Origin of the sequence: Actinosynnema sp. CS-041913, assembly GCF_050942485.1 — a bacterium.
GTDB lineage: Bacteria > Actinomycetota > Actinomycetes > Mycobacteriales > Pseudonocardiaceae > Actinosynnema.
Window position 1 is genome coordinate 9121221 of the sequence record NZ_CP192037.1, and the last position, 23321, is coordinate 9144541.

20 protein-coding genes are annotated in these 23321 nt (G+C 70.7%); 11 read left to right on the forward strand and 9 right to left on the reverse strand.

Annotated features, from left to right (window positions below; translation table 11 throughout):
* The first annotated feature begins 161 nt into the window (after positions 1-161).
* From ACQPZF_RS41430 to ACQPZF_RS41465, 8 genes are all read left to right on the forward strand, one after another.
* Positions 162-1583: a M20/M25/M40 family metallo-hydrolase gene (locus tag ACQPZF_RS41430; RefSeq protein ID WP_433266649.1), complete on the forward strand. Its 1422-nt coding sequence runs from the start codon at positions 162-164 to the stop codon at positions 1581-1583.
* A 128-nt stretch (positions 1584-1711) separates the two neighbouring features.
* On the forward strand, positions 1712-4387 hold the full coding sequence (locus ACQPZF_RS41435) for an MGH1-like glycoside hydrolase domain-containing protein (protein ID WP_433266651.1): 2676 nt from the start codon (positions 1712-1714) through the stop codon (positions 4385-4387).
* Positions 4388-4545: 158 nt separating this feature from the next.
* Positions 4546-5355, forward strand: coding sequence for an ABC transporter substrate-binding protein (locus ACQPZF_RS41440; RefSeq protein WP_433266653.1), 810 nt, complete (start codon positions 4546-4548; stop codon positions 5353-5355).
* 73 nt (positions 5356-5428) lie between these two features.
* Positions 5429-6241 carry an amino acid ABC transporter permease gene (locus ACQPZF_RS41445; protein WP_433266655.1) on the forward strand — a complete coding sequence of 271 codons (813 nt, stop codon included), beginning with the start codon at positions 5429-5431 and terminating at the stop codon, positions 6239-6241.
* A 3-nt stretch (positions 6242-6244) separates the two neighbouring features.
* Positions 6245-7018, forward strand: coding sequence for an amino acid ABC transporter ATP-binding protein (locus tag ACQPZF_RS41450; RefSeq protein WP_433266657.1), 774 nt, complete (start codon positions 6245-6247; stop codon positions 7016-7018).
* 218 nt (positions 7019-7236) lie between these two features.
* The gene (locus ACQPZF_RS41455) at positions 7237-9381 is read left to right on the forward strand and encodes a hypothetical protein (RefSeq protein WP_433266659.1); all 2145 of its coding nucleotides are present in this window, start codon (positions 7237-7239) and stop codon (positions 9379-9381) included.
* Between the two features lie 64 nt (positions 9382-9445).
* A complete protein-coding gene (locus tag ACQPZF_RS41460; protein WP_433266661.1) occupies positions 9446-10351 on the forward strand; it encodes an ROK family protein in 906 nt (301 codons plus the stop codon).
* A gap of 222 nt (positions 10352-10573) precedes the next feature.
* A complete protein-coding gene (locus ACQPZF_RS41465) occupies positions 10574-11320 on the forward strand; it encodes a S1 family peptidase (RefSeq protein ID WP_433266663.1) in 747 nt (248 codons plus the stop codon).
* Between the two features lie 18 nt (positions 11321-11338).
* On the opposite strand, the gene ACQPZF_RS41470 is transcribed toward ACQPZF_RS41465, so the two are convergent.
* The gene (locus ACQPZF_RS41470) at positions 11339-12454 is read right to left on the reverse strand and encodes a serine hydrolase domain-containing protein (RefSeq protein ID WP_433266665.1); all 1116 of its coding nucleotides are present in this window, start codon (positions 12452-12454) and stop codon (positions 11339-11341) included.
* 31 nt (positions 12455-12485) lie between these two features.
* Entirely contained in the window at positions 12486-13154 is a 669-nt protein-coding gene (locus tag ACQPZF_RS41475; RefSeq protein ID WP_433266667.1) for a DUF4097 family beta strand repeat-containing protein, read from the reverse strand.
* 223 nt (positions 13155-13377) lie between these two features.
* Between ACQPZF_RS41475 and ACQPZF_RS41480 the strand changes: the two genes are divergently transcribed.
* On the forward strand, positions 13378-14133 hold the full coding sequence (locus tag ACQPZF_RS41480; RefSeq protein WP_433266669.1) for a helix-turn-helix domain-containing protein: 756 nt from the start codon (positions 13378-13380) through the stop codon (positions 14131-14133).
* An 87-nt stretch (positions 14134-14220) separates the two neighbouring features.
* Here the strand turns inward: ACQPZF_RS41480 and mctP are convergent, their stop codons facing one another.
* From mctP to ACQPZF_RS41495, 3 genes are all read right to left on the reverse strand, one after another.
* Positions 14221-15888, reverse strand: a complete 1668-nt coding sequence (gene mctP, locus ACQPZF_RS41485) for a monocarboxylate uptake permease MctP (protein WP_433266671.1) — start codon at positions 15886-15888, stop codon at positions 14221-14223.
* Positions 15889-16149, reverse strand: a complete 261-nt coding sequence (locus tag ACQPZF_RS41490; protein ID WP_433266673.1) for a DUF3311 domain-containing protein — start codon at positions 16147-16149, stop codon at positions 15889-15891.
* Positions 16150-16269: 120 nt separating this feature from the next.
* The gene (locus ACQPZF_RS41495) at positions 16270-16965 is read right to left on the reverse strand and encodes a GntR family transcriptional regulator (protein WP_433266675.1); all 696 of its coding nucleotides are present in this window, start codon (positions 16963-16965) and stop codon (positions 16270-16272) included.
* A 149-nt stretch (positions 16966-17114) separates the two neighbouring features.
* Here ACQPZF_RS41495 and ACQPZF_RS41500 point away from each other — a divergent pair, with 149 nt between their 5' ends.
* Both ACQPZF_RS41500 and ACQPZF_RS41505 read left to right on the forward strand, forming a co-directional pair.
* Entirely contained in the window at positions 17115-18377 is a 1263-nt protein-coding gene (locus ACQPZF_RS41500; RefSeq protein ID WP_433266677.1) for a hypothetical protein, read from the forward strand.
* 5 nt (positions 18378-18382) lie between these two features.
* Positions 18383-19219, forward strand: coding sequence for a septum formation family protein (locus tag ACQPZF_RS41505; protein WP_433266679.1), 837 nt, complete (start codon positions 18383-18385; stop codon positions 19217-19219).
* A gap of 78 nt (positions 19220-19297) precedes the next feature.
* Here the strand turns inward: ACQPZF_RS41505 and ACQPZF_RS41510 are convergent, their stop codons facing one another.
* From ACQPZF_RS41510 to ACQPZF_RS41525, 4 genes are all read right to left on the reverse strand, one after another.
* Positions 19298-19753, reverse strand: a complete 456-nt coding sequence (locus tag ACQPZF_RS41510) for a hypothetical protein (protein WP_433266681.1) — start codon at positions 19751-19753, stop codon at positions 19298-19300.
* Between the two features lie 122 nt (positions 19754-19875).
* Positions 19876-21687, reverse strand: a complete 1812-nt coding sequence (locus ACQPZF_RS41515) for a phosphoenolpyruvate carboxykinase (GTP) (RefSeq protein WP_433266683.1) — start codon at positions 21685-21687, stop codon at positions 19876-19878.
* Positions 21688-22043: 356 nt separating this feature from the next.
* Positions 22044-22415 carry a GntR family transcriptional regulator gene (locus tag ACQPZF_RS41520; RefSeq protein WP_433266685.1) on the reverse strand — a complete coding sequence of 124 codons (372 nt, stop codon included), beginning with the start codon at positions 22413-22415 and terminating at the stop codon, positions 22044-22046.
* The gene (locus ACQPZF_RS41525; protein ID WP_433266686.1) at positions 22412-23278 is read right to left on the reverse strand and encodes a hypothetical protein; all 867 of its coding nucleotides are present in this window, start codon (positions 23276-23278) and stop codon (positions 22412-22414) included. Before ACQPZF_RS41525 ends, ACQPZF_RS41520 begins: the two co-directional genes overlap by 4 nt.
* Positions 23279-23321: the final 43 nt, after the last annotated feature.

The window sequence follows — 23321 nt, forward strand, 5'->3', positions numbered from 1 at the left end:
GGCACACCCGGTTGGTCATTTCGCGCGCTCTCGACCTCGCCAGTTGGGTGCCGGACACGGGTCGCCACCGATGGACGTCCGACCATCGGGCGCGGTGGCGTTGTCCACGACCCGGTACGGCCACAGGCGAGGCCGCCTCGATAACGCGGGATACTCACCGTGTGGACCGTTCTGTGCTGACCCGTACCGTCCGTGGGCTTTGGGATGACGACATCCTCCCCAGCCTCTCCGATCTGGTCGCCGTGCCGGCGATCTCGCCCACGTTCGACCCCGCGTGGGCCGAGCACGGGCACCTCGCCGCCGCGATCGAGCACGTGCGCGCCTGGCTCGCCGGCCGCGACCTGCCCGGCACGACGATCGAGGTCGTCCAATTGGCCGGCCGCACGCCGTTGCTGCTGGTCGACGTGCCGGGCACGACCGCCGCGGAGGACAGCCGGGACACCGTGCTGCTCTACGGCCACCTGGACAAACAGCCGCCGGTGGCGAACTGGAGCGAAGGTCTGGGCCCGTGGACGCCGGTCGTGCGCGACGGGCGTCTCTACGGCCGGGGCGCGGCCGACGACGGCTACTCGGGGTACGCGGCCATCGCCGCCATCGAGGCCGTGCGCGCGGCGGGCGGCGCTCACGGCCGGTGCGTCGTGCTGCTGGAGACCGGTGAGGAGTCCGGCAGCCCCGACCTCCCCGCCTACCTGGAGCACCTGCGGCCACGGCTGGGCGACGTCTCGCTCGTCGTGTGCCTGGACTCGGGCGGCAGCGACTACGACCGCATGTGGCTGACCACCTCGCTGCGCGGGCTGGCGCAGATCACCCTGACGGTCCGGGTGCTGGAGAGCGGCCTGCACTCGGGCATGGCCAGCGGGATCGTGCCGAGTTCGTTCCGGGTCGCGCGGCGGCTGCTGGACCGGCTGGAGGACTCCGCGACCGGCGAGGTGCTGATCCGCGAGATGCACGTCGACGTGCCGGGCAACCGGGTCGCCGAGGTGCGCGAGGCCATCGCCAGCGCGCCCGGCGTGCAGGTCGGCACCGTGCCGTGGGCGCCGGGCGTGCGGCCGGTCGCCGAGGACGAGGTCGAGCTGGCGCTCAACGCCGGGTGGCGGCCCACGCTGTCCATCACCGGCGCGGACGGGCTGCCCGCCCCCGACGACGCGGGCAACGTGCTGCGGCCGTTCACGACCCTCGTGCTGAGCTTCCGGCTGCCCCCGACGGCCGACTCGAAGGCCTCCCTCGACGCCGTCCGGGAGCTGCTCACCACGGACGTGCCGTACGGCGCGGTGGTCGAGCTGTCCCGGATCGAGCACGCCGACGGCTGGAACGCGCCCGACCTGGCGCCGTGGCTGCGGGACACCCTGGACCGGATCGGCGAGGACGTCTTCGGCGCGCCGTGGCGGACCGTGTCGCTGGGCGGCTCGATCCCGTTCATGGGCCTGCTGCACGAGGCCTACCCGGACGCGCAGTTCCTCGTCACGGGCGCGGTCGGGCCGGACAGCAACTGCCACGTGCCGGACGAGTGGCTGCACCTGGCGCACGCCGCCCGCATCACCGAGGCGGTGGCGGTCGTGCTGGACGCCCACACCCGCCGCTGACGCCTGACCAGGCACGACGCCGACACCAGGCACGAACGCCCGGTCGGGACCGCCCCCCGACCGGGTCTGGGGTGTGACGCTTACCCGCTGGTAACCGGTTTACTGGATCGATGCCGCACACTGGCCTGGTGAACGAGCATCGGCAGCAGGCGGAACGGGCGCGGTTGGAGGAGGCGGACTCCCCCACCTCGCCCTGGCGTCTGTGGGGGCCCTACCTGGCGGGACGGCAGTGGGGCACCGTTCGCGAGGACTACTCCGCGGGCGGGGACGCCTGGACCTCCTTCCCGTTCGAGCACGCGCGGGCGCGGGCCTACCGCTGGGGCGAGGACGGCATCGCGGGCATCTGCGACGTGCACGGGTTCCTCAACCTCGGCATCGCGTTGTGGAACGGCCGCGACCCCATCCTCAAGGAGCGGTACTTCGGGCTGACCAACGACGAGGGCAACCACGGCGAGGACGTCAAAGAGCACTGGTGGGTCACCGACGGCACGCCCACCCACTCGTGGATGCAGGTCGTCTACCGGTACCCGCAGGCCGAGTTCCCGTACCGCGAGCTGCGGGAGATGGCGGCGCGGGCCGGGCGGCAGGCGCGGGAGCCCGAGCTGTCCGACACCGGCGTGCTGGACGAGAACCGGTTCTTCGACGTCCAGGTGACCTACGCCAAGGCGTCGCCGACCGACATCTGCGTCGAGCTGACCGCCACCAACCACGGGCCGGACCCGGCTCCGCTGCACCTGCTGCCCCAGCTATGGTTCCGCAACACCTGGGCGTGGGGCCGCGACGACCGCGTGCCGCGGCTCACCGCGTCCACCGTGGACGGCTGGCGGCGGATCACCGCCGAGCACGGCGCGCTCGGCCGGTACACGCTGCACGTCGAGGGCACGCCGACGCTGCTGGTCACGGACAACGAGACCAACGAGGTCGAGCTGTTCGGCGCGAAGCACAGCCCCACCCGCTACACCAAGGACGGCATCGACCGGTACGTCGTGCGCGACGACCGCAAGGCCTGCCGGGTCACCGGCCCGGACGAGGTCGGCGCGCCCGGCACGAAGGTCGCCGCCTGGTACTCGTTCGACCCGGTGGAGCCCCACGAGTCGGTCACCGTGCGGCTGCGGCTCATCGAGGGCGACGGGCACATCGACGCGTTCGGCCCGACGTTCCAGTCGACCATGGACGACCGCCGCGAGGAAGCCGACGCGTTCCACCACACCGGCCTGGACCCGGCGCGCGCCAAGGTGGTCCGGCGCGCGCTCGCGGGCCTGATGTGGACCAAGCAGCACTACCGGTTCCGCACCAGGGAGTGGCTGGACGGCGACCCGGCGCAGCCCGCCGCGCCGAAGTCGCGGCAGAGCCCGCACGCCCGCAACGCGCACTGGCGGCACTTCGACGTCGCCGACGTGATCTCCATGCCGGACGAGTGGGAGTACCCCTGGTTCGCCGCGTGGGACCTGGCGTTCCACACGGTGCCGCTCGCGATGGTCGACCCGGCGTACGCCAAGGAGCAGCTCCTCCTGCTGTGCCGCGAGTGGCTGATGCACCCCAACGGCCAGCTACCCGCCTACGAGTGGGAGTTCGGCGACGTCAACCCGCCGGTGCACGCGTGGGCCGCGTTGCAGGTCTTCCAGGTCGACCAGGACCGGAAGTTCCTCGCGAAGGTGTTCCACAAGCTGCTGCTCAACTTCTCCTGGTGGGTCAACCGCAAGGACGCCGACGGCAGCTACCTGTTCGAGGGCGGGTTCCTCGGCATGGACAACATCGGCCCGGTCAACCGGTCCGAGCCGATGCTCGGCCAGTGGCGGCTGGAGCAGTCCGACGCGACCTCGTGGATGGCCGCGTACAGCCTGCACCTGATGCGGATGGCGCTGGAGCTGGCCCGGCACGACGAGTCCTACGAGGACGTGGCCACGAAGTTCGTGGAGCACTTCCTGAGCATCGCCGAGGCGTCCACCCGGTTCGGCTCGGGCGGGCGCGGGATCTGGGACGAGACGGACGGCTTCTGCTACGACGTCGTCTCGCGCCGGCTGCCGGACGGCACGGTCGAGTCGCAGCCGGTGCGGGTGCGGTCGATGGTGGGCCTCATCCCGGTGTTGGCGTGCGCGGTGCTCGAACCGTGGGTGTTCGAGGAGCTGCCCGGCTTCGGCCGCCGGCTGGAGCACCTGCTGTCCCGCCGGCCCGAGCTGACCCAGTTCCTCACCCGACGGGACGGCCGCGTGCTGCTGTCGCTGCTGGACGACGCCAAGCTGCGCCGCGTGCTGCGCCGGATGCTGGACGAGGGCGAGTTCCTGTCCCCGCACGGCATCCGCAGCCTGTCCGCCGCGCACCGCGAGGGCCTGGAGGTGCAGGTCGCGGACCAGGAGCACCGGATGGGCTACGAGCCGGGCGAGTCGCGCACGCCGATGTTCGGCGGCAACTCGAACTGGCGCGGCCCGGTGTGGTTCCCCACCAACGCCCTGCTGGTGGAGGCGCTGCGGACGGTCGAGTCGTTCCACGGCGGTCGGTTCCACGTGGAACTTCCCACTCGCTCGCAACGCCACGTGACGGCCGGCCAGGCGGCGGACGAGCTGGTCAGACGCCTGGTGTCGCTGTTCCTGCCGGACCACGACGGGCGGCGGCCGGCCGACGGCAAGCGCATCGAGTCGACCGACTCGGCGCTGTGGCGCGAACACGTCACCTTCAGCGAGTACTTCGACGGCGACACCGGCGAAGGGCTCGGCGCGACACATCAGACGGGCTGGACCGCGCTGGTCGCGAGCTTGTTGACAGATCGTCGCCAAACGGGCGCTCTGGGTGCATCTATTGTGTGATTTAACCCAAAGGCCTGAACAATTTGTGCCCAAAGAGGCCATGTGACGCAAGATTCATGTCCTGCGGCGGGCTGTAACACTGGCGTGCTGTGCACCACGTCACCCAGGTGGCAGTATGCCGGACACTCGACCGACACAGTTACGAGGAGTGACGCGCCGTGGCCCGTACCAGGCACGCAGTGCTCGCCCTGCTCCCCGCGCTCGCGCTGGCGATGACGGCGTGCGCGACCAAGGTCAACACCGGCTCGCAGGACAGCGGGTCGGGCATCGCCCTGGTCAAGAGCGGGAAGCTGGTCACCTGCACCCACCTGTCCTACAAGCCGTTCCAGTACAGCGAGGGTGACAAGACGGTCGGTTTCGACGTCGACCTCGTCGACCTGGTCGCGAAGGAACTGAAGGTCACCCAGGAGATCTTCGACACGCCGTTCGAGACCATCACCTCCGGCGAGGTCTTCAACACCGCGAAGTGCGACCTGGCGGCGGCCGGCATGACGATCAAGCCCGCCCGCGCCGAGGTGATCGACTTCTCCGAGCCGTACTTCGACGCCGAGCAGGCGCTGCTGGTGAAGAAGGACTCGCCGGTCAAGGGCCTCGCGGACCTCAAGGGCAAGAAGATCGGCGTCCAGCTCGAAACCACCGGCGAGATCTACGCCAACGAGAAGGCCGCCGAGTTCGGCTACACGGTCGTCCAGTACGAGGACCTGCCGCTGATGGAGACCGCCGTGCGGACCGGCGCGGTGGACGCCGCCATCAACGACAACGGCGTGCTCTACGACTACGTCAAGGAGTTCCCGGACACCGCGGTGGCGACCGAGTTCGACACCAACGAGCAGTACGGCATCGGCGTGAAGAAGGGCAACACCGCCCTCAAGGCCAAGATCGACGAAGTGATCAAGAAGGCCAAGGACAGCGGCGAGTACGACACGATCTACGAGAAGTGGTTCGGCAAGAAGCCGGCGAAGAAGTAGCCGGCTGACCGCGGGGCCGGCGCTCACGAGGCGCCGGCCCCGCCCCTTGTCCCCACTCCCGCGAGGAATCCACATGGCACTCACCAAGCGACAGCGGGCGAAGGTGTTCCGCACCGGCCAGTACGCGCTGCTGGTCGTCGTCGTCGCGGTCCTGGCGCTGGTCGCCGACTGGGGCGAGGTCAAGCGCGCGTTCTTCAACCTGGACATCGCGGGTGCGATGTTCCCGAACGTCATCACGGTGGCGTTGAAGAACACCGTCCTCTACACCGCGCTGGGCTTCTCGTTCGGCCTGGTGCTCGGCCTGGTGCTGGCGCTGATGAAGCTGTCGTCCGTCCCGCCGTACCGGTGGCTGGCGACGATCTACATCGAGTTCTTCCGCGGCATCCCGGCCCTGCTGGTGTTCATCGCGCTCAGCTTCGGCGTGCCGCTGGCGTTCGGTCTCCAGTTCGACATCTACTCCACGGTGATGCTGGCGCTGGGCATCGTCGGCGCGGCCTACATGGCGGAGACGATCCGCGCGGGCATCCAGGCGGTGCCCAAGGGCCAGATCGAGGCGGCCCGGTCGCTGGGCATGTCGAGTGGCCGCACGCTGATCACGGTGGTGATCCCGCAGGCGTTCCGGATCATCCTGCCGCCGCTGACCAACGAGCTGATCCTGCTCACCAAGGACTCGTCGCTGATCTACATCATCGGCCTGGCCCGCGAGGAGTACGAGCTGACCAAGTTCGGCCGGGAGGCGCTGAGCCGGTCGCCGTCGCTGACGCCGATCCTGGTGGTCGGGCTCTGCTACCTGATCATCACGCTGCCGCTGGGCCACCTGTCGCGGTACCTGGAGCGGCGCACGGGCGGGCGGAAGATCAGCACGCCGGAATCGACGGGGGTGTAGGGCATGACTGCGGTGGAAACGGACCTGGCCGTCGAGGTCACCGGGCTGAAGAAGTCGTTCGGGACGCTGGACGTGCTCAAGGGCATCGACGTGGCGGTCAAGCGCGGTGATGTCGTGTGCATCATCGGGCCGTCCGGCTCGGGCAAGTCGACGCTGCTGCGGTGCGTGAACCTGCTGGAGGAGCCGTCCGGCGGGCGGATCGTCGTCAACGGGGTCGAGCTGACCGACCCGGACGTCGACATCGACCGGGCGCGGACCCGGATCGGCATGGTGTTCCAGGGGTTCAACCTGTTCTCGCACCTCAGCGTGCTGAACAACCTGACCGTGGCGCAGCGGAAGGTGCTCAAGCGGTCGCCGGCGGAGGCGCAGGAGGTCGCGCTGCGCAACCTCGCGCGGGTCGGGCTGTCGGAGAAGGTGAACGCCATGCCGGCGCAGCTTTCCGGCGGGCAGCAGCAGCGGGTGGCGATCGCGCGGGCGCTGTCCATGGACCCGTCGGTGATGCTGTTCGACGAGCCCACGTCGGCGCTGGACCCCGAGCTGGTGGGGGACGTGCTGGGGGTGATGCGGCAGCTCGCGGACGAGGGCATGACGATGCTCGTGGTGACGCACGAGATGCAGTTCGCGCGCGAGGTGGCCGACCGGGTGCTGTTCATGGACGGCGGGTACGTGGTGGAGGAGGGTCCGGCGGCGCAGGTGATCGGCGATCCGCAGCACGAGCGGACCCAGTCGTTCCTGGCGCGGGTGCTGGACCCGACGCACCAGGGGCCGAACGACTGAGGTTCGGCAGCTCGGGGCTCGGGCACTCGGGGATCGGCAGCTCGGGACTCGGGCGCTCGGGGATCGGCAGCTCGGGGCTCGGGCGCTCGCAGTTCGGGGCTCGGGGATCGGGCGCTCGCGGTTCGGGGCTCGGCGGCTCGGAAAGTTCCGGGCCCGCGGGGCGGGGTTTTGGTCGATTTCCTTGCGGGCGCGGCGCGTGAACCCGCATTGTCGATCACATGACCGAGACGGGCGTGCGCGGGCTGGACGTGTTCGACCCCAGCCCGGCGCGCGTCCACCGGATGTCCGCGGCGGACGTGTTGCGCGGGTTGGGCGAGGCCGAGGGTGGGCGGCTGTTGCCCCGGCGCAAGCCGAACGTGCCGCCGGTCATCCGGGTGGCGGACAAGTTCCTCACCGGGACGCTGGACCTGCGGGCCGTGGAGCTGAACTACCTGCTGGAGTTCGTCCGCTGCCGGTTCGAGGAGCCGCCGGACCTGCGGCAGGGCAAGCTCGCCGGCGTCGAGTTCGCCGACTGCTGGCTGCCCGGCCTCCAGGCGCGGAACCTGAGCAGCGCCAACGAGGTCTCGCTCGCGGGCAGCACGGTCGAAGGGCTGGTCGACCTCACCGACGCCGACATCGCCGCGTCGCTGTCGTTGCGGGACTGCAGCCTGTGCGTGCCGGGCGGGCTCGCGGTGCAGGCGGACCGGGTGAAGCTCGCGGGCGCGTTGCTGGCGCAGCGGGTGTCCGTCCTGGGCGAGTTGCGGATGGCCAGCGCGCACGTCGGCGGCTACTGCAACTTCGCGGGCGGGACGCTGGACAACCCCGCGGGCTATGCCGTCCGGGGCACCAACGCCCACATCGGCGGCAGCTTCCTGCTGAACAACTCCGCCATCCGCGGCACCGTGCTGCTGGCCAGCGTCCGCGTCGAGTCGGAGCTGTCGCTGCGCGGCGCCACCTCCACGGACGGCCGCGAGGACGAGGAAGCGGCGCTGGACCCGCACGCCGACCGGACGTCGACCGTCGTGCTGGACCGCGTCACGGTGGTCGGCGACGTGCACCTGGACCGGGGCTTCACCAGCGCCGGCACGGTCCGGATGGTCAACGCCACGCTCGGCGGCACGCTCTCCCTGTCCGGCGGCCGGTTCGACGCGCTGGACAGGTCCGGGACCGGCGACCCCATCGGCTACGGCCGGGCCCTGCACCTGGACGGCGCGCAGGTCGGCGGCGACATCATCGGCCGCCAGGCGCACGTGCGCGGCCAGATCCGGATGGTGGACCTCCAGGTCAAGGGCAGCCTCATCCTCGACGGGTCCACAATGGACAACCCCGACGCGGACGCCGTGCTGGGCAACCGGTCCGGCATCGGCAGCAACCTGACCGCCCGCGAGCTGGAGTCGGCGGGCGGGTTGCAGCTCCGCGGCGTCCGGATCGGCGCGAACCTCGACCTGCGCGGCAGCCGGCTCACCCGGGCCGGGCGCTACCGGCACATGCCGGCGGGCAAGCCGTCGCTGGACATCGGCGGCGCGGTCATCGGGCGGGACCTGATCTGCGCGCGCGGCGCGAAGGAGTTCGTGGCGCACGGCGGGGTGCGGGCCCGGCGGGCGCAGGTCGGGCGGATGGCGAACTTCGCGGGCGCGGTGCTCGGCGACAAGCTGGACAGCCACGCGCTCAACCTGCTCGGCCTCCAGGTGCAGGAACTCGTGCTCACCCCGATCACCCCGCCGCGCGGCGACGTGACGCTGCGCCAGGTCCGCTGCACGTCGCTGGACGACAACGAGGCGTTCTGGTCGGCCACCGGGTGGATCGACCTGGAGGAGTTCCGCTACGACTCGCTGCGCAACCCGATCGACCTGCGGGACGACGAGGAGGTCGAGCGACGCCTGCGGTGGCTGCGGCAGGCCATGCGGCGCACCTACCGGCCGGGGCCGTACGACCAGTTCGCCGAGATGCTGCGGGCGAGCGGCAACGACGAGCACGCCGCGACCGTGCTGGTGGAGAAGCAGCGGCTGCGGTACCGGGCGGTGGCGGAGGGGCGGCGGTGGCTGAGACCGCTGGTGCTGCTGTGGAGCTGGCTCCAGCGGTACATGGTCGGCTACGGCTACCGGCCGGCCCGCGCGCTGGCGTGGCTCGTGGTGTCCTGGGTGCTCGGCAGCGTCTGGTTCACCGTCGCCGGTCCGCTGACGGTGATCAACTCCGATGACCGCCTGTCCTGGAACGCGTGGCTCTACACGATCGACCTGGTGGTGCCGATCGTGGACCTGGGCAACAAGAACCGGTGGCAGACCGGGGGCGCCTCGCAGTGGATCGCCGCCGGGCTGATCGTCACCGGGTGGGTGCTGGCGACGACGGTCGCGGCCGGTCTCACGCGGATGCTCAAGCGGTAGCGCCCGCTTCGGGATCGTGGACGGCGACGGGGGTCACCGGATCGGCGTCGCTTAGGGTGCTCGTGTGACGGACTTGGTGCTGGCACTGGACGTGGGCGGCACCAAGATCGCCGGCGGGCTGGTGGACCGGAGCGGCGCGGTGCGGCGGGCGGCGCGGGTGGCGACCCCGACGGAGGACGCCGAGCTGACCTGGCGGGCGGTCGTGGACGTGGTCGAGCAGGTGCTCGAAGGCGAGACGGTCGCGGGGGTCGGCATCGCGTGCGCGGGGCCGGTGGACGCCGTCGCGGGTTCCGCGAGTCCGATCAACCTCCCGGCGTGGCAGGGGTTCCCGCTGCGCGACCGGGTCTCGGCGCTGCTGCCGGGCGTGCCGGTGGAGCTGGCCGGCGACGGGCCGTGCATGGCGTTGGGCGAGCACTGGCTGGGTGCGGGGCAGGGCAGCCGGTTCATGGTCGGGCTGGTCGTGTCGACCGGGGTCGGCGGCGGGCTGGTGCTGGGCGGGCGGCCGTTCGGCGGGCGCACCGGGAACGCCGGGCACCTCGGGCACGTCGTGGTCGAGCCGGATGGTGAACCCTGCACGTGCGGTGGACGGGGCTGCGCGGAGACCGTCGCCGGCGGGCCGCGGATGGTGGCGTGGGCGCGGAAACAGGGCTGGCAGGGGCCGGAGCACGCGGACGCGGCGCACCTCGCGGCGGCGGCGCTGACCGGTGAGGAGCTGCCGAAGGCGGCGTACGAGCGGGCCGGGCACGCGGTGGGGCTGGCCATCGCGGCGACGGCGGCGGTGTGCGACCTGGACGTGGCCGTGGTCGGCGGCGGGGTGGCGCAGGCGGGCGACCTGCTGTTCGACCCGATCCGCCGCACCATCTCTATCCACTGTGGACTGTCCTACTTGGACGGACTACGGGTCGAGCCCGCCCGGCTCGGCGGCCAGGCGGGGCTCGTCGGCGCGGCGGCGCTGGTGCTCCAGCCCTAGCGCCGGTCCGCGCGGCCCGATTCCACCGCGGTTCACACCATCCGGCGATTGCGGATCTCGGCGGAGACGCGTCGCCCACCCGACGGTGACGACCCGTCCCCCACAACGGGCGACTCGCGGTTCGACGGTGGGAACCGCGTAGCCGGGCCGGGCACCCCTGCCCGACACTCGGGTCACCACTCCACCCCATCCGCTCGCGGGGTCTCGACCAGGGGATTTCTCATGCGACGACGGGTTCGTGCACAGATCGCCGGGCTGCTCGCGACGGCCGCGGTGGTGTCCTCCCCGCCGTCGGCCCTCGCCGACCCGGCCGAAGGGCGCATGGTCAACGGCCGGGAGGCGACCGAGGCGTACTCCTTCATGGTCTCGGTGCAGTTCCGGAACGGCCAACACTGGTGCGGCGGAACACTGGTCGGACGCTACTGGGTGCTGACCGCCGCCCATTGCGTCGCCCAGTTCAGCACCGACTCACTGCAACTGCGCATCGGCAGCAAGAACCGCAGAGAAGGCGGATCCCTCACCTACCCGGAGAAGTTCGTGCTCCACGGCAGCTTGGACATCGCGCTGATCAAGCTCAAGCGCTCGGAGTGGACCACCCCGATCATCCGCTCCACGAGGCCGTCCGAGGGCAGGGCGGTCAGACTGCTGGGGTGGGGCCACACGTGCAGCGGCGACGACTGCCCCGACCAGAACCCGGTGATGCTCCAGCAACTCGACACGATGGTCGTGGCTCCGGGCGTCTGCAACCCCGGGATCAACGCGGTGTACGAGTTCTGCGTGCAGCGGTCGGGCAAGGACGGCGGGCCCTGCGACGGGGACTCGGGCGGTCCCGCGATCAGCAACCCGGACGGCCGGTACTGGCGCCTGGTCGGCGTGATCGCCCGCGGCAACACCGACTGCCGGGTCGGGCCGGACATCCTCGTCACCGTCGGCCCGCAGCTCGACTGGATCAACAAGGAGATGCGCTGACGGCCCCGCGAGCAGTGCTCAATCGCCCTGGCCGCCGCGGAACACCTCCGTGACGAGCCTCCGCGTCGCCTGCTGGAACGGCACGGCCAAGGACTGCGCGGCGTCGTCCACGTAGTTCAGCGCGGCGGTCAGGGTCCTGCTGCCGTCGGGCGTGCTGTACATCAGCGCCCCGTGGCCCGCGATGCCGCCGTTGTGGGTGATGACGGTGCCGCCGCCGTCCGTGTCCTGCACGAACACGCCCAGGCCGTAGTCCATGTTCGGGATGCCGGTCGGGTGCGGGGTGCACATCTCGGCCAGCAGCGGCGCCGGCAGGAGCTTGCCGCCCACGAGCGCGGAGATGAACGTGGCCAGGTCCGCGGTGGTCGAGATCATGTCGCCGCCGGTGGAGATCCAGGAGGGGTTCTGGCGGGTGACGTCGACCGTCTCCTGCTCACCGGCGTCCTCGTACCGGTAGTAGGCGTGGGCGTGCGGCTCGGGGATCTCCGGTGAGACTTCCGGCACCACGGTGCCCGACAGCCCGAGCGGCCCCAGGACCAACCGCTGCATCTCCTCCGCGAACGACCGGCCGGTGACCCTCTCGACCACCAGCCGGGCCAGCACGTAGTTGGTGTTGGAGTAGCTCCAGCCCGTCCCCGGCTCGAACCGCGCCGGCTTCGCCAACGCCGGCTCCACCAGCTCCTCCGGCCGGTGGGTGCGGAACCGGTTGTCCACCCATTCCTTGCCCTGCCAGGGGATTCCCGGCACGACCGTCCCGTCCTCGTAGTACTCGCCGGTGAAGTTGAACACCCCGCTGGTGTGCTGCAACAGCATCCGCACGGTGATCCGCCGGTCCAGCCCGAACCCGGGCAGGTAGTCGTCCGCCGGGTTGTCCAGCGCGATCCTGCCCTCGGCCACCAGTCGCAGCACCAGGGCCGCGGTGAAGGTCTTGGTGTTGCTGCCGATCCGGATGTGTCCGTCGGTCGGCGGCGGGGTGCTTCCGCCCAGCTCGGCCACCCCGGCGCTGCCGACCCACTCGCCCCGCTCGTCGTGCACGCGCAGCGTGATCCCGGTGAAACCGGAGTCGACGATCTCCTGGATGGCCTGCCGCAGCTCCGGGCGGTCCTGCGTGGTGCGGTCGTCGGTGGTGATGGACATGGTCGTGTGCTCCTTCGAAAGAGGTTGCGGGTCAGAGGCTGCGGGCGGTGATGTCGCCGTAGGCGGTGGTCGCGTGGATGTCGAGCTGGGCGGCGGCGCCTTCGGAGTTCTTGAGCGAGTTGTGGATGCGGCCGTAAGACGTGCCGGCGTCCAGGGAGGCCGAGACTCCGGCGGCGGCGCCGACCGACACCTGGCCGGCGTCGGTGCGCAGCACGACCTTGCCGCGCACGGCCTCGGCGACACTGATGTCGCCCTTCCGGGTGCTGATCTCCGCGGGGCCGTCGAGGCGGCCGACCGAGACGTCACCGGCGGCGGTGGTGAGGCGGACGCTCGCGGCCTCGTCGAGCTTGATCTCGCCTTGCGCGCTCTCGAAGGCGACGTCGCCGAGCCGTCCGACGCCCCGCAGTTCGGCGCTGGCCGCCTTCGCCTCGACGTGGGAACCGGCAGGTAGCTGAACCGTCACCTCGATCGCACCGGGGTGGCCGAGGGAGTGGTTCTTCACCGGGGCCTCGATGCGCAGGACGCCGTCGCCGTAGTCGACCTTGGTCTGCTCCGCCAGCTTCACGTCGCGGCCCTTGGAGGCGTCCGCGGGCAGGATTTCGACGGCGGTGTCGGCCCGGTCGGCGGCGATGAACCGGACGCGTCCCACGGGGATGTCGAGGACGGCGGAGATGGGGGCGGGGGTGTCGAACTTCGGCATCGTGCGCTCCTGCGGCTCGTTGTTTCTGACACCGGAAACGCTACGTTGCATTCCTGGTTTCTACAACAAGTTCATTGCTCAGGATCTACATCTATGCAGGTAGATAGCTAGATATCGTTGCAACGGCTCTGAATCTAACGCAACGACCGACCTCCCAAACGTTGCAATGGATGGGAGTGAACGCTACCCTGGAGGCCGCTCAGGGACCACGGAGGAGATCGCGATGCCGGGAGGCAGGCTCACCCAGCAGGAACGCCAGCAGATCGCGCTGGGGCTGGCCGACGGACTGGCCTACGCGGAGATCGCGAGGGGCCTCGACCGGCCGACCTCGACCATCACGCGCGAGGTGCTGCGGAACGGCGGCCCCACCGGCTACCGCGCCGACCTGGCCCACCGCGCCACCGAACGCCGCGCGCACCGGCGCGGGCAGTCCGTGCCCCGAGGGCCGCAGGCGCTCCCGCAGGCGCACGGACGCGACCCCGAGGCCGTGCGCGAGTACGAGGAGTCCTTCACCACCGTGCTCATGCAGGCGGGCACGCCGAAGATGATGGCCCGGGTGCTGGCCTGCCTCACCATCACCGACACCGGCCGGCTCACCGCGGCCGAACTCGGCCAACGCCTCCAGGTCAGCCCGGCGTCCATCTCCAAGGCGATCACGTACCTGGAGAGCCAGGGCCTCGTCCGCCGGGAACGCGACGAACGCCGCCGCGAGCGCTACGTCGTGGACGACGACGTCTGGTACCAGTCGATGATGGCCAGCGCCCGCGGCACCGCCCACGTCGTGGAGATCGCGCGGCAGGGCGTCGGCGTGCTCGGTGCCGGCACCCCGGCCGCCGCCCGCATGGAGAACATCGCCCGTTTCGTCGACTTCGTCTCCGAGAGCATCGCCCGCGCCGCGGAGCAGGCCCGCGCGATCCTCCACACCAGACCGGAAGCGACCGCGGGCGGCGCCGTCGAGCCGGTTCCGGACCGAGGCTAGCCGGCCGTCCCGACGGTCACCGCCCGGTGGTCTTCCTCGCCGACAGGCCGCACCGATGCCCGTGGCGCTCCCTCGCGGACAGGCCCGCTAGTGCGCGGCGACCGGCTTCAGCCGGTTGCTGTCCTCGTCCACGTGGTAGTCGTCGGCGTTGGTCTCGTCGGTGCCGTTGAACACGCGCAACTGCTTGGCGACCAGCGTGACGATCACCGCCACCACCAGGTTCGCCACGACGGCGACCACGCCGACGTACACCTGCACGGTGGACCCCGCGAACGGGTGCCAGCCGAACAGCGACAGCTTGTCCAGCGCCAGCGCGGAACCGGCGAAGTGCGGCCGGCCCGCCGTGACGATCCGGCCGGTGGCCTCGTCCCGGACGTCCGGCGTGCTGATGTTGTACAGCAGGTACATGCCCCAGCCCATGCCGGCGATCCACCCGGCCACCAGGCCGTACACGTGGAACCACCTGGTGTACAAGGCGATCGCGACGGCGGGCAACGTCTGGAGGATCATCACGCCGCCGATGAGCTGGAGGTCGATGGAGAACTGCGGGTCGATGAACACGATGAACGCGACCGCGCCGAACTTCACCACCAGCGAGGCGATCTTGGCCTGCTTGGCCTCCTGCTTCGGCGTGGCGCCCTTCTTCAGGTACTCCTTGTAGATGTTGCGGGTCCACAGGTTCGCCGCCGCGATGGACATGATCGCGGCCGGCACCAGCGCGCCGATGCCGATCGCGGCGAACGCGACGCCGGCGAACCAGGACGGGAACTCCTGGCCGAACAGCACCGGGATGACGGTGTTGCTGTCGGGGCGGCCGGTGGCCTGGTTGGTGATCGGCTTGGCCCCCGCGCTGATCGCCACGAAGCCCAGCATCGCCAGCAGGCCGAGCAGCAGCGAGTAGGCGGGCAGCGCGACCATGTTGCGCTTGATCACGTTGCGACCGCGCGAGGCGAGGATGCCGGTCAGCGAGTGCGGGTAGAGGAACAGCGCCAGCGCGGAGCCCAGCGCGAGCGTCGCGTACTGGAGCTGGTTGTTGGCGTTCAACAGGATCCCGTCGGTCTTCGACGGGGAGGCGTCGTACTTCGCCTGCGCGCTGTCGAAGATCGCGCCCCAGCCGCCGAACTTGGCGGGCAGGTAGACCACGGCGACCAGAATCACCACGTAGATCAGGATGTCCTTGACGAACGCGATCAGCGCCGGCGCGCGCAGCCCCGACTGGTACGTGTAGAGCGCGAGGATCACGAACGCGATCAGCAGCGGCAGGTGGCCGAGCACGCCGGAGCCGTTGAGGCCCATGGTGCGCAGCACGGCTTCCAGGCCGACGAGCTGCAACGCGATGTACGGCATGGTCGCGACGATGCCGGTGATCGCGATGAGCAGCGCCAGCCAGTGCGAGCCGTACCGGCCGCGCACGAAGTCGGCCGGCGTGACGTAGCCGTGCACGCGGGACACCGACCACATCCGCACCAGCGGCAGGAAGACGATCGGGTAGAGGATCACCGTGTACGGCAAGGCGAAGAAGCCGGTCGCGCCGGCGCCGAACACGAGCGCGGGCACCGCGACGAACGTGTACGCCGTGTAGAGGTCGCCGCCGACCAGGAACCAGGTGACCCACGAGCCGAACTTGCGGCCTCCCAGCCCCCACTCGTCGAGGTGGTCGAGCGTGGTGCCCGCCCGCCAGCGGGCCGCGACGAAGCCCAGCACCGTGACCAGCAGGAACAGCGTGCTGAAGACGACCAGCTCGGTCCACCGCATCTACTTCGCCCCCTCGTCCAGGTCGTCCACGCTCAGCAGGTCGGGCTTGCCCTTGACGACGGGCTCGTCCCTGGTCTTGACGTAGACGAGGCCGACGCACACGACGCCGACCGGAACCCAGGCGAACTGGTACCAGTAGAAGAACGGCAGCCCGAACAGCCTCGGCTCATCGGAGTTGAACCACGGCGTGACGAGCATGAGCAGCGGAACCAGCAGCAACAGGTTCCAGTTGCGCCAGCGCAGGCTGGATGGTCGAGGCATGTGCGCCCTCCGTGCGGCCCTGGTGACTGGGTGTCGCGCGATGCTAGGCCTGTGGAGGGACGGCCGTCACGAGGTCGGGTGGATTGCCTCCCGGTTGCGTAGTGGAATCGTGACCAACTTTCACTCCCCGCGCAGGCCCGTCACCAAGTGCTTCTCGGCGCGGTCGAAGTAGTCGGCCAGACTGTCCTCGGCCTCCCGGACCGCGCCCCGTTCCAGGTGGCCGAGGATCTCGCGGTTGAGCGGCAGGTAGTCCTTGTGGAAGCGCTCGGGGTCGCCCATCACGTGGAAGGCGAGCCGGACCTCGGCGAGCAGGCGCTGCATCTCCTCGTTGAGCCGCCGGCTGCCCGCGAGCGCGGTGATGGCCTGGTGGAACTTGACGTTCGCGGTGCCGACGGTGACCCAGTCGCTCTTCTCGGCACTCGTCAGGCCGAGCGCCACGGCGTCCCGGACCGCGTTCTTGGCCTTCTCGTCGGCCCGCGGCCAGTAGCGGACCGCACCGCCTTCGACGACCCGGCGGGCCCCGTACAGGTCCTCGATGTCGTGCCAGTCGGGCTTCCGGACGAAGACGCCCTTGCTGTACTCGTGCACCAGCAGGCGTTCGTGGGTGAGCAGGCGGAACGCCTCGCGCAGCGTGTTGCGGGAGACCCGGAGCACGTCGCCGAGGGCCTTCTCGTTGAGCTGCTGGCCGGGCTTGATGTCGCCGTCCAGGACGTTGGTGCGGAGCTTGTCCGCGATCCGCTCGGCGGTGCTGGAGCGGTCGATGTCCCCGCGCTCCTTCGCCAGTGCCCGGAGCCAGCCGTCCGCCTCAACGCTCATGTCGGGGAAGTCTAGTGCCCTACAAGTCAAACGAAGTATTGCAGGATTGTTGAACAATTCCCCACCTCTACGGCTGGCCGGCATCGTCGTGGCGGGGTAGGCCGGTTGGCGGGTTTCGGGTGCGGGCCGGTTCCGAAAGGATCTGTGCCGTGATCAGACGACTGCGCACAGTGATTCCCCTGGTGGTCGGGGTGGCCCTGGTCGGGCTGCCCGGAGTGGCCGCCGCCCGGGTCGGGCCGTGCTTCGACGCCGCCGCACCGCTGACCGTCGAGGAACAGCGGCTGGACGACGTGCTGGCTCCGGACCAGCCCGCGGTCGGGCCCGAGTTGGTGCGGCTCGGCGGGTTCGAGGACGACGTGCGGCGGTTCGCGACGCGGCTGTGCGGGACGTTGCCCAAGGAGCAGGCCGAGTCGGCCGTCGCCCACGCCGGGCGGGAGCTGTGGCGGGCCGCCGTCGAGCGGGCGCAACGGCCTCGGGCGTGGGACTCGTTCGATGATCGGCCCCTGTACTGGGCGCGGTTGCAGCTCACCAAGGCGGTCCGGCAGTGGCAGCCCAGGGGGTACCCGCTGACCGCCGCCGAGCGCGCGAACCTGGTGCGCCGGGTCGACGTCGCCGCGCGCGGGGTGGAGGACCTCCGGTTCCGGTCCGGGGTGCGGCGGGTCGCCGTCACGGGGTTCGACCCGTTCCAGCTCGATGGCACGTCCGTGCGGCGGTCCAACCCGGCCGGCGCCGCGGCGTTGCAGTTGGACGGCAAGGTGCTCGACACGCCGCAGGGACCGGTGGTGGTCGAGGCGGCCGTGCTGCCGGTGTTGTGGGGCGCGTTCGACGAAGGCGTGGTCGAGCGGTTCTACGGCGGCGCGATCACCGGTGGGGCCAGGCCGGACGCGTTCGTGACGATCAGCCAGGGGCGGCCGGGGCAGTTCGACGTCGAGCGGTGGGCGGCCCGGTGGCGGGGCGGGGTGCCGGACAACAACGACGTCGCCGCGAAGGGAACGGTGCCGGACGCCGCCGGGTGGCCGCAGCCCGCGCACGAGTTCATCGAGACGACGTTGCCCGCGCAGAAGATGATCGACGCCGGCACGTCGCCCTATCCGGTGAACTTCAACCCGTGGTTCTGCGAGTGGCCCATCGGCTCCACGCCGGGTGTCGGAGCGCCCGACTGCCGGACCGACGAGCCGACGCCGGGTGCCGTCGCGGCCGTCGGCGGAGGTGGCGACTACCTGTCCAACGAGTCGATGTACCGGGCGAATCGGGTCCGGCTCGGGCTCGCCGCGACCACCACCCTCGGCGGGCACCTCCACACGCCGGTGCTCGGCCAGCCCGCGTCCCCGACCGCGTTGACCGACCCGGTGTTCGAGGCCGAACGACGGCAGATCGCGGACCAGGTGGTCGCGTTGGTCGCAGTAGTCTGACGGCCGTGCGGCACAGGCGGGCGGTGGTCGGGGTGCTCGGACTGTCGCTCGTCTGGGTCACGGGCTGCACGGCGCAGGTCGCGGGCGTGCCGGACGCGGGAGTCGTGCGGCCCTCGATCACGCCGGGCGTGCCGGAGCTGCCAGTAGCCGGGCAGTGCACGGACGGTTCGCTCACCGCGGTGGACTGCGCCCAACCGCACGACGCCGAGGTGGTCAGGGTCGGCGGGTTCACCGGGTTGGGCGCGGACCTCCCGGGTGACCGGGACCTCCGCCGCCAGGCGATCCCCGCGTGCCGCGAGGCGATGGCCGGCTACCTCGGCAGCGCGGACCACGACGCGACCCGGCTCCAGGCCCGCGTGCTGTGGCCGAGCCGGGACGGGTGGGCGAAGGGCGACCGCTGGTGGCTGTGCACGGCCGTCGAGTTCGCGCCGGACGGCTCGCCGCGCAAGCGCACCGGCAAGGTCGAGGGCCTGCTGAAAGCCGCCGGGTTCGCCCAGGTCCAACTCTGCGCGCAGGGCTCGCCGGCCAAGGACGCCGACCCGAAGATCACCGCGTGTGACGGGCCGCACCTGGCCGAGGCCGTGCCGGGCGTGCTGGAGCTGAGTGAGCCGGGTGCTCCGACGCCGTCCCAGGAGCAGGTCAACGCCCAGGCCGGCGACCACTGCGCGACGGCCGTCGCCGGGTACGTGGGGGCCGAGCGGCCGGACGTGTTCGCCTCGTGGCGGTCGTTCGGCAGCCAAGCCTGGTCCGAGGGCTTCACGACGGTCGTCTGCTACGCCGAGGCGACCCGCCCGTTCACCGGCAGGCTGTGGGGTTTGGGGACGAAAAACCTGCCGGCGTGAGGCCGGTGCGTTAAGCGTCGGTGCCCGCCCGGTGAAGTCCACAGCCTGTGCACAGCTTCATCCACAACCTGTGGACAACTACCGCCACCGGCACGCCAGCACGACCAGCAGCACGCCCACCGCGACCGGCACACCGCTGTCCAACACGGGCCTGAGCACCGGCAAGACCGGGAGTGCGGCCAGTTCGTGCGCCACCGCGCCGGCCAGTGACACCGGCCCGGCGGTCAGTGGAGCGGCTGGGGACAGCCGTCCCAATGTCATCAGACCCACCACGAGTCCCGCGAGTCCCAACGCCACCAGCCCGCGCACCCGGACGTGGTCGAGCTGGTCGAGCCCGTAGCCCCACGCGAAGGCCGCGACGACGATGCCGAGCGCGCCCACGAGGATGCCGAGCACGTGCCACCACGGCGAGACGCGCCGGGTCGGGGCAGGCTCGACCGGGTAGTACCGCACGATCCCGGTCCGCGGCCCGACCGGTCCGTCGCGAGGGCTGTCGTAGTGCAGGCCGCCGAGGAAATCGTCCTGCTGGGTCACCTCTCCTTGGTACCTGCGGCCCGTGGAGAAGTCACCGAGGGTGATCAAAAAGAGACCCGGTGGACGCCGTTGTCCACCGGGTCTCGCGCGGGGAAGTCCTCGATCCGGCCCAGCGGCCGAACTCAGCCCAGGCGCTGCTTCAGCAATTCCAGCTCGTCCCGCAGCGAGGTCGGCACCTTGTCGCCGATCTTGGCGAACCACTCCTCGATCATCGGGATCTCGGCGCGCCACTCGTCGGCGTCGAAGTCCAGCGCCGCGTCGATGTCGGCCCGCGGCGCGTCCAGCCCGCTCAGGTCCAGCTCGTCGGCGGTCGGCACGTGGCCGATCGGCGTCTCCCGCGCGGCGGCCTTGCCCTCGATGCGCTCGATGGCCCACTTCAGCACGCGCGAGTTCTCGCCGAACCCGGGCCACAGGAAGCGCTTGTCCTCGCCCCGGCGGAACCAGTTGACGTAGAAGATCTTCGGCAGCTTGTCCGCGTCGGCCGACTTGCCGGTGTCGATCCAGTGCTGGAAGTAGTCACCGGCGTGGTAGCCGATGAACGGCAGCATCGCCATCGGGTCGCGGCGCACGACGCCGGTCTTGCCGACGGCCGCGGCGGTCGTCTCGCTGGACAGCGTGGCGCCCATGAACACGCCGTGCTGCCAGTCGCGCGACTCGGTGATCAGCGGGATCGTGGTGGCCCGCCGGCCGCCGAAGAAGATCGCCGAGATCGGCACGCCGTTCGGGTCCTCCCACTCGGGGGCCTTGATGTCGCACTGGGCGATCGGCGTGCAGTAGCGCGAGTTCGGGTGCGAGGACAGCTCCTCGCTGTCCGGCGTCCAGTCCTGCTTCTTCCACGAGGTGAGGTGCGCGGGCGGCTCGCCCATGCCCTCCCACCACACGTCGCCGTCGTCGGTCAGCGCCACGTTGGTGAAGAGCGAGTTGCCCTTCTCGATGGTGCGCATGGCGTTCGGGTTGGTGTGGTAGTCCGTGCCGGGCGCGACGCCGAAGAAGCCGTTCTCCGGGTTGACGGCGTAGAGGCGGCCGTCCTCGCCGAAGCGCATCCACGCGATGTCGTCGCCGAGGGTCTCGACCTTCCAGCCGGGGATGGTCGGCTCCAGCATGGCGAGGTTGGTCTTGCCGCAGGCGCTCGGGAACGCGGCGGCGATGTAGTACTTCTTGTTCTCCGGCGAGGTGAGCTTGAGGATCAGCATGTGCTCGGCCAGCCAACCCTCGTCGCGCGCCATCACCGAGGCGATGCGCAGCGAGTAGCACTTCTTGCCCAGCAACGCGTTCCCGCCGTAGCCGGAGCCGAACGACCAGATCGTCCGCTCCTCGGGGAACTGCGTGATGTACTTGGTTTCGTTGCAGGGCCACGGAACGTCCGCCTGGCCCGGCTCCAGCGGCGCGCCGATCGAGTGCAGCGCCTGGACGAACTCGGCGTCCTCGCCGAATCGGTTGAGGGCCTTCGTGCCCATGCGGGTCATGATGTGCATCGAGACGACGACGTACTCGGAGTCGGTGATCTCCACGCCCAGCATCGGCTTCTCGGCGTCCAGCGGGCCCATGCAGAACGGGATCACGTACATCGTGCGACCACGCATCGAGCCCCGGTACAGCTCGGTCATGATCGCCTTCATCTCGGCGGGGTCCATCCAGTTGTTCGTGGGGCCGCAGTCGGCCTCGTCCACGGAACAGATGAACGTGCGCTCCTCCACCCGCGCCACGTCGGTGGGATCCGAGGCCGCCCAGAAGGAGTTGGGTTTCTTCTTCAGCGGGACGAAGGTGCCGGCGTCCACCAGTTTGGCCGTGAGACGGTTCCATTCGTCCTGGGAACCGTCGGCCCAGACGACCTCGTCGGGGCAGGTCAGCTCGGCCACCTCGCGCACCCAGGAGAGCAGCCGCGCGTGGTTGGTCGGTGCCTGGTCGAGACCGGGAATGGTCACTGCCGTCATCTCGTCTCGTCTCCTAGCTGAGCGCCAGCCCACGGTGGACGCCGTTGTCCGGGTGGGACGTCCTCGGGAATGGCTCCGCCCGCCCCGGAGGAGGGCGTGCCGGTTAAGGGATAGACGGAGGTTAGCCGGGTTAATCCTCGGTAACGCCCATCTAACCTGTCGGCTCCCTCACAAAACCGATTCTGGAATCGATTCAGCACCCGATCATCACAAACCCGGCTGTGACCTGCGCTTTAGTTGGCGGAATGCAAGAGCCGCGGGGTGCGGCGACCACCACACGGCTCGGTTGCAATACGGTAACGGTGTGAGAGCGCTCTCACGGTGTGACGCAAGAATTGCGCGGGAAATGTCCGGGTTTAGCGGGGTGTGCAGGCGGCACGGACGGCCTGCACGGCGGTGTCCGGATCGACGCCCAATGCCCGGACCTCGGCCGCGTACCGGGCGGCGGCGGCAGCGAGCGCATCCGTTGCGGGACTTGGATCAACGGGAGGGGCGGCCACCACCGTGCCGCGCCGGCGGGCGGTGTGCAGGAGGCCGGCGGTTTCGAGTTCGCGGTAGACCCGGGCGACCGTCCCGGCGGACAGCCCGAGGTCGCGGGCCAACTGGCGGATCGACGGCAGCGGCGTCCCGACCGGCAGCCCGCCGGTCCGGATCAGGTGGACGAGCTGGTCCCGGACCTGCCGCCACGGAGCGACCCCGCTGTCCGGGTCGACGGCGATCAGCGTCACCGGGCGCCTGCTCGCGGGGTGGACGGGTTCGCCACCCAGATCCAGCCGGCCGCCGAGACCAGCAGCGCGATCACGCCGAGCAGACCGAGCGCCGGGACGAAGTCCAGCCAGAACGGCGCGGGCTGCTGGGTCGAGTGGCGGAGGCCGTGCAGCGCGGAGAGGCGGTTGTTGGCGAGGATCACCATCCAACCCAGCCACGCGATCCCGATGCCCAGGGCCACCCGCGCGCTGCGCGTGCGCAGTGCCGCGTCGACCTCCGGATCGGCGACCGACCCACGCCGCACCGCCGGCCGCACGACACCGAGCACCGCCGCCATGCCGACGGTGACCCCGATGATCACGAGTATCCCGAGCGGCTGCACGACTTCGGCCCGGAACCACGGGGCGATGCTCGCGGAGACGTCCACCGACCGACGCGCCCACGGCTGGGCGAGCAGACCGGCGGTCGTGAGCAGGATCGCGACGGCGGCGAAGGTCAGCAGGAGACCCATCGCCCAGCGCGGTGCCAGGTCACGCCAGTGCCGGCAGGTCAACATCGCGATCCGAGGGCCGCGCACCGGTCGTAAGGCGGCGATCGCCTCGGCGAGGAGGAGGGCGACGATGATCGGGGTCAGGTGGTGGAGCGGGCTGGGTTGCGGTGCGGGCAGGCGGAACAGGTCGGCCGCGGCGGACGTGGCGGTGGGGACGAGGAGGAACAGCGGCGGGTAGAGCAGGCGCCGGTTCCGGAGGTAGCGGACGGCGTGGAGCGCTTGCTCTTCGGTGGGATCGGCGACGCCCCAGCGGCGGAGGAACCGGTTGCCGCCGGCGCGGGTGGGCCAGAGGACCAGCAGGATCGCCAGGCCGAGCAGTCCGTAGAGCAACACGGCCGCACCCCCTTTGTATCAACCCCTTGTTACAAAGGGTCGC

What these genes read in the sequence shown, in the direction of transcription:
- ACQPZF_RS41445 (WP_433266655.1), top strand. Translation starts at nt 5,429, where the DNA reads ATGGCACTCACCAAGCGACAGCGGGCGAAGGTGTTCCGCACCGGCCAG.
- ACQPZF_RS41450 (WP_433266657.1), top strand. Translation starts at nt 6,245, where the DNA reads ATGACTGCGGTGGAAACGGACCTGGCCGTCGAGGTCACCGGGCTGAAG.
- ACQPZF_RS41455 (WP_433266659.1), top strand. Translation starts at nt 7,237, where the DNA reads ATGACCGAGACGGGCGTGCGCGGGCTGGACGTGTTCGACCCCAGCCCG.
- ACQPZF_RS41465 (WP_433266663.1), top strand. Translation starts at nt 10,574, where the DNA reads ATGCGACGACGGGTTCGTGCACAGATCGCCGGGCTGCTCGCGACGGCC.
- ACQPZF_RS41470 (WP_433266665.1), bottom strand. Translation starts at nt 12,454, where the DNA reads ATGTCCATCACCACCGACGACCGCACCACGCAGGACCGCCCGGAGCTG.
- ACQPZF_RS41475 (WP_433266667.1), bottom strand. Translation starts at nt 13,154, where the DNA reads ATGCCGAAGTTCGACACCCCCGCCCCCATCTCCGCCGTCCTCGACATC.
- ACQPZF_RS41480 (WP_433266669.1), top strand. Translation starts at nt 13,378, where the DNA reads ATGCCGGGAGGCAGGCTCACCCAGCAGGAACGCCAGCAGATCGCGCTG.
- mctP (WP_433266671.1), bottom strand. Translation starts at nt 15,888, where the DNA reads ATGCGGTGGACCGAGCTGGTCGTCTTCAGCACGCTGTTCCTGCTGGTC.
- ACQPZF_RS41490 (WP_433266673.1), bottom strand. Translation starts at nt 16,149, where the DNA reads ATGCCTCGACCATCCAGCCTGCGCTGGCGCAACTGGAACCTGTTGCTG.
- ACQPZF_RS41495 (WP_433266675.1), bottom strand. Translation starts at nt 16,965, where the DNA reads ATGAGCGTTGAGGCGGACGGCTGGCTCCGGGCACTGGCGAAGGAGCGC.
- ACQPZF_RS41515 (WP_433266683.1), bottom strand. Translation starts at nt 21,687, where the DNA reads ATGACGGCAGTGACCATTCCCGGTCTCGACCAGGCACCGACCAACCAC.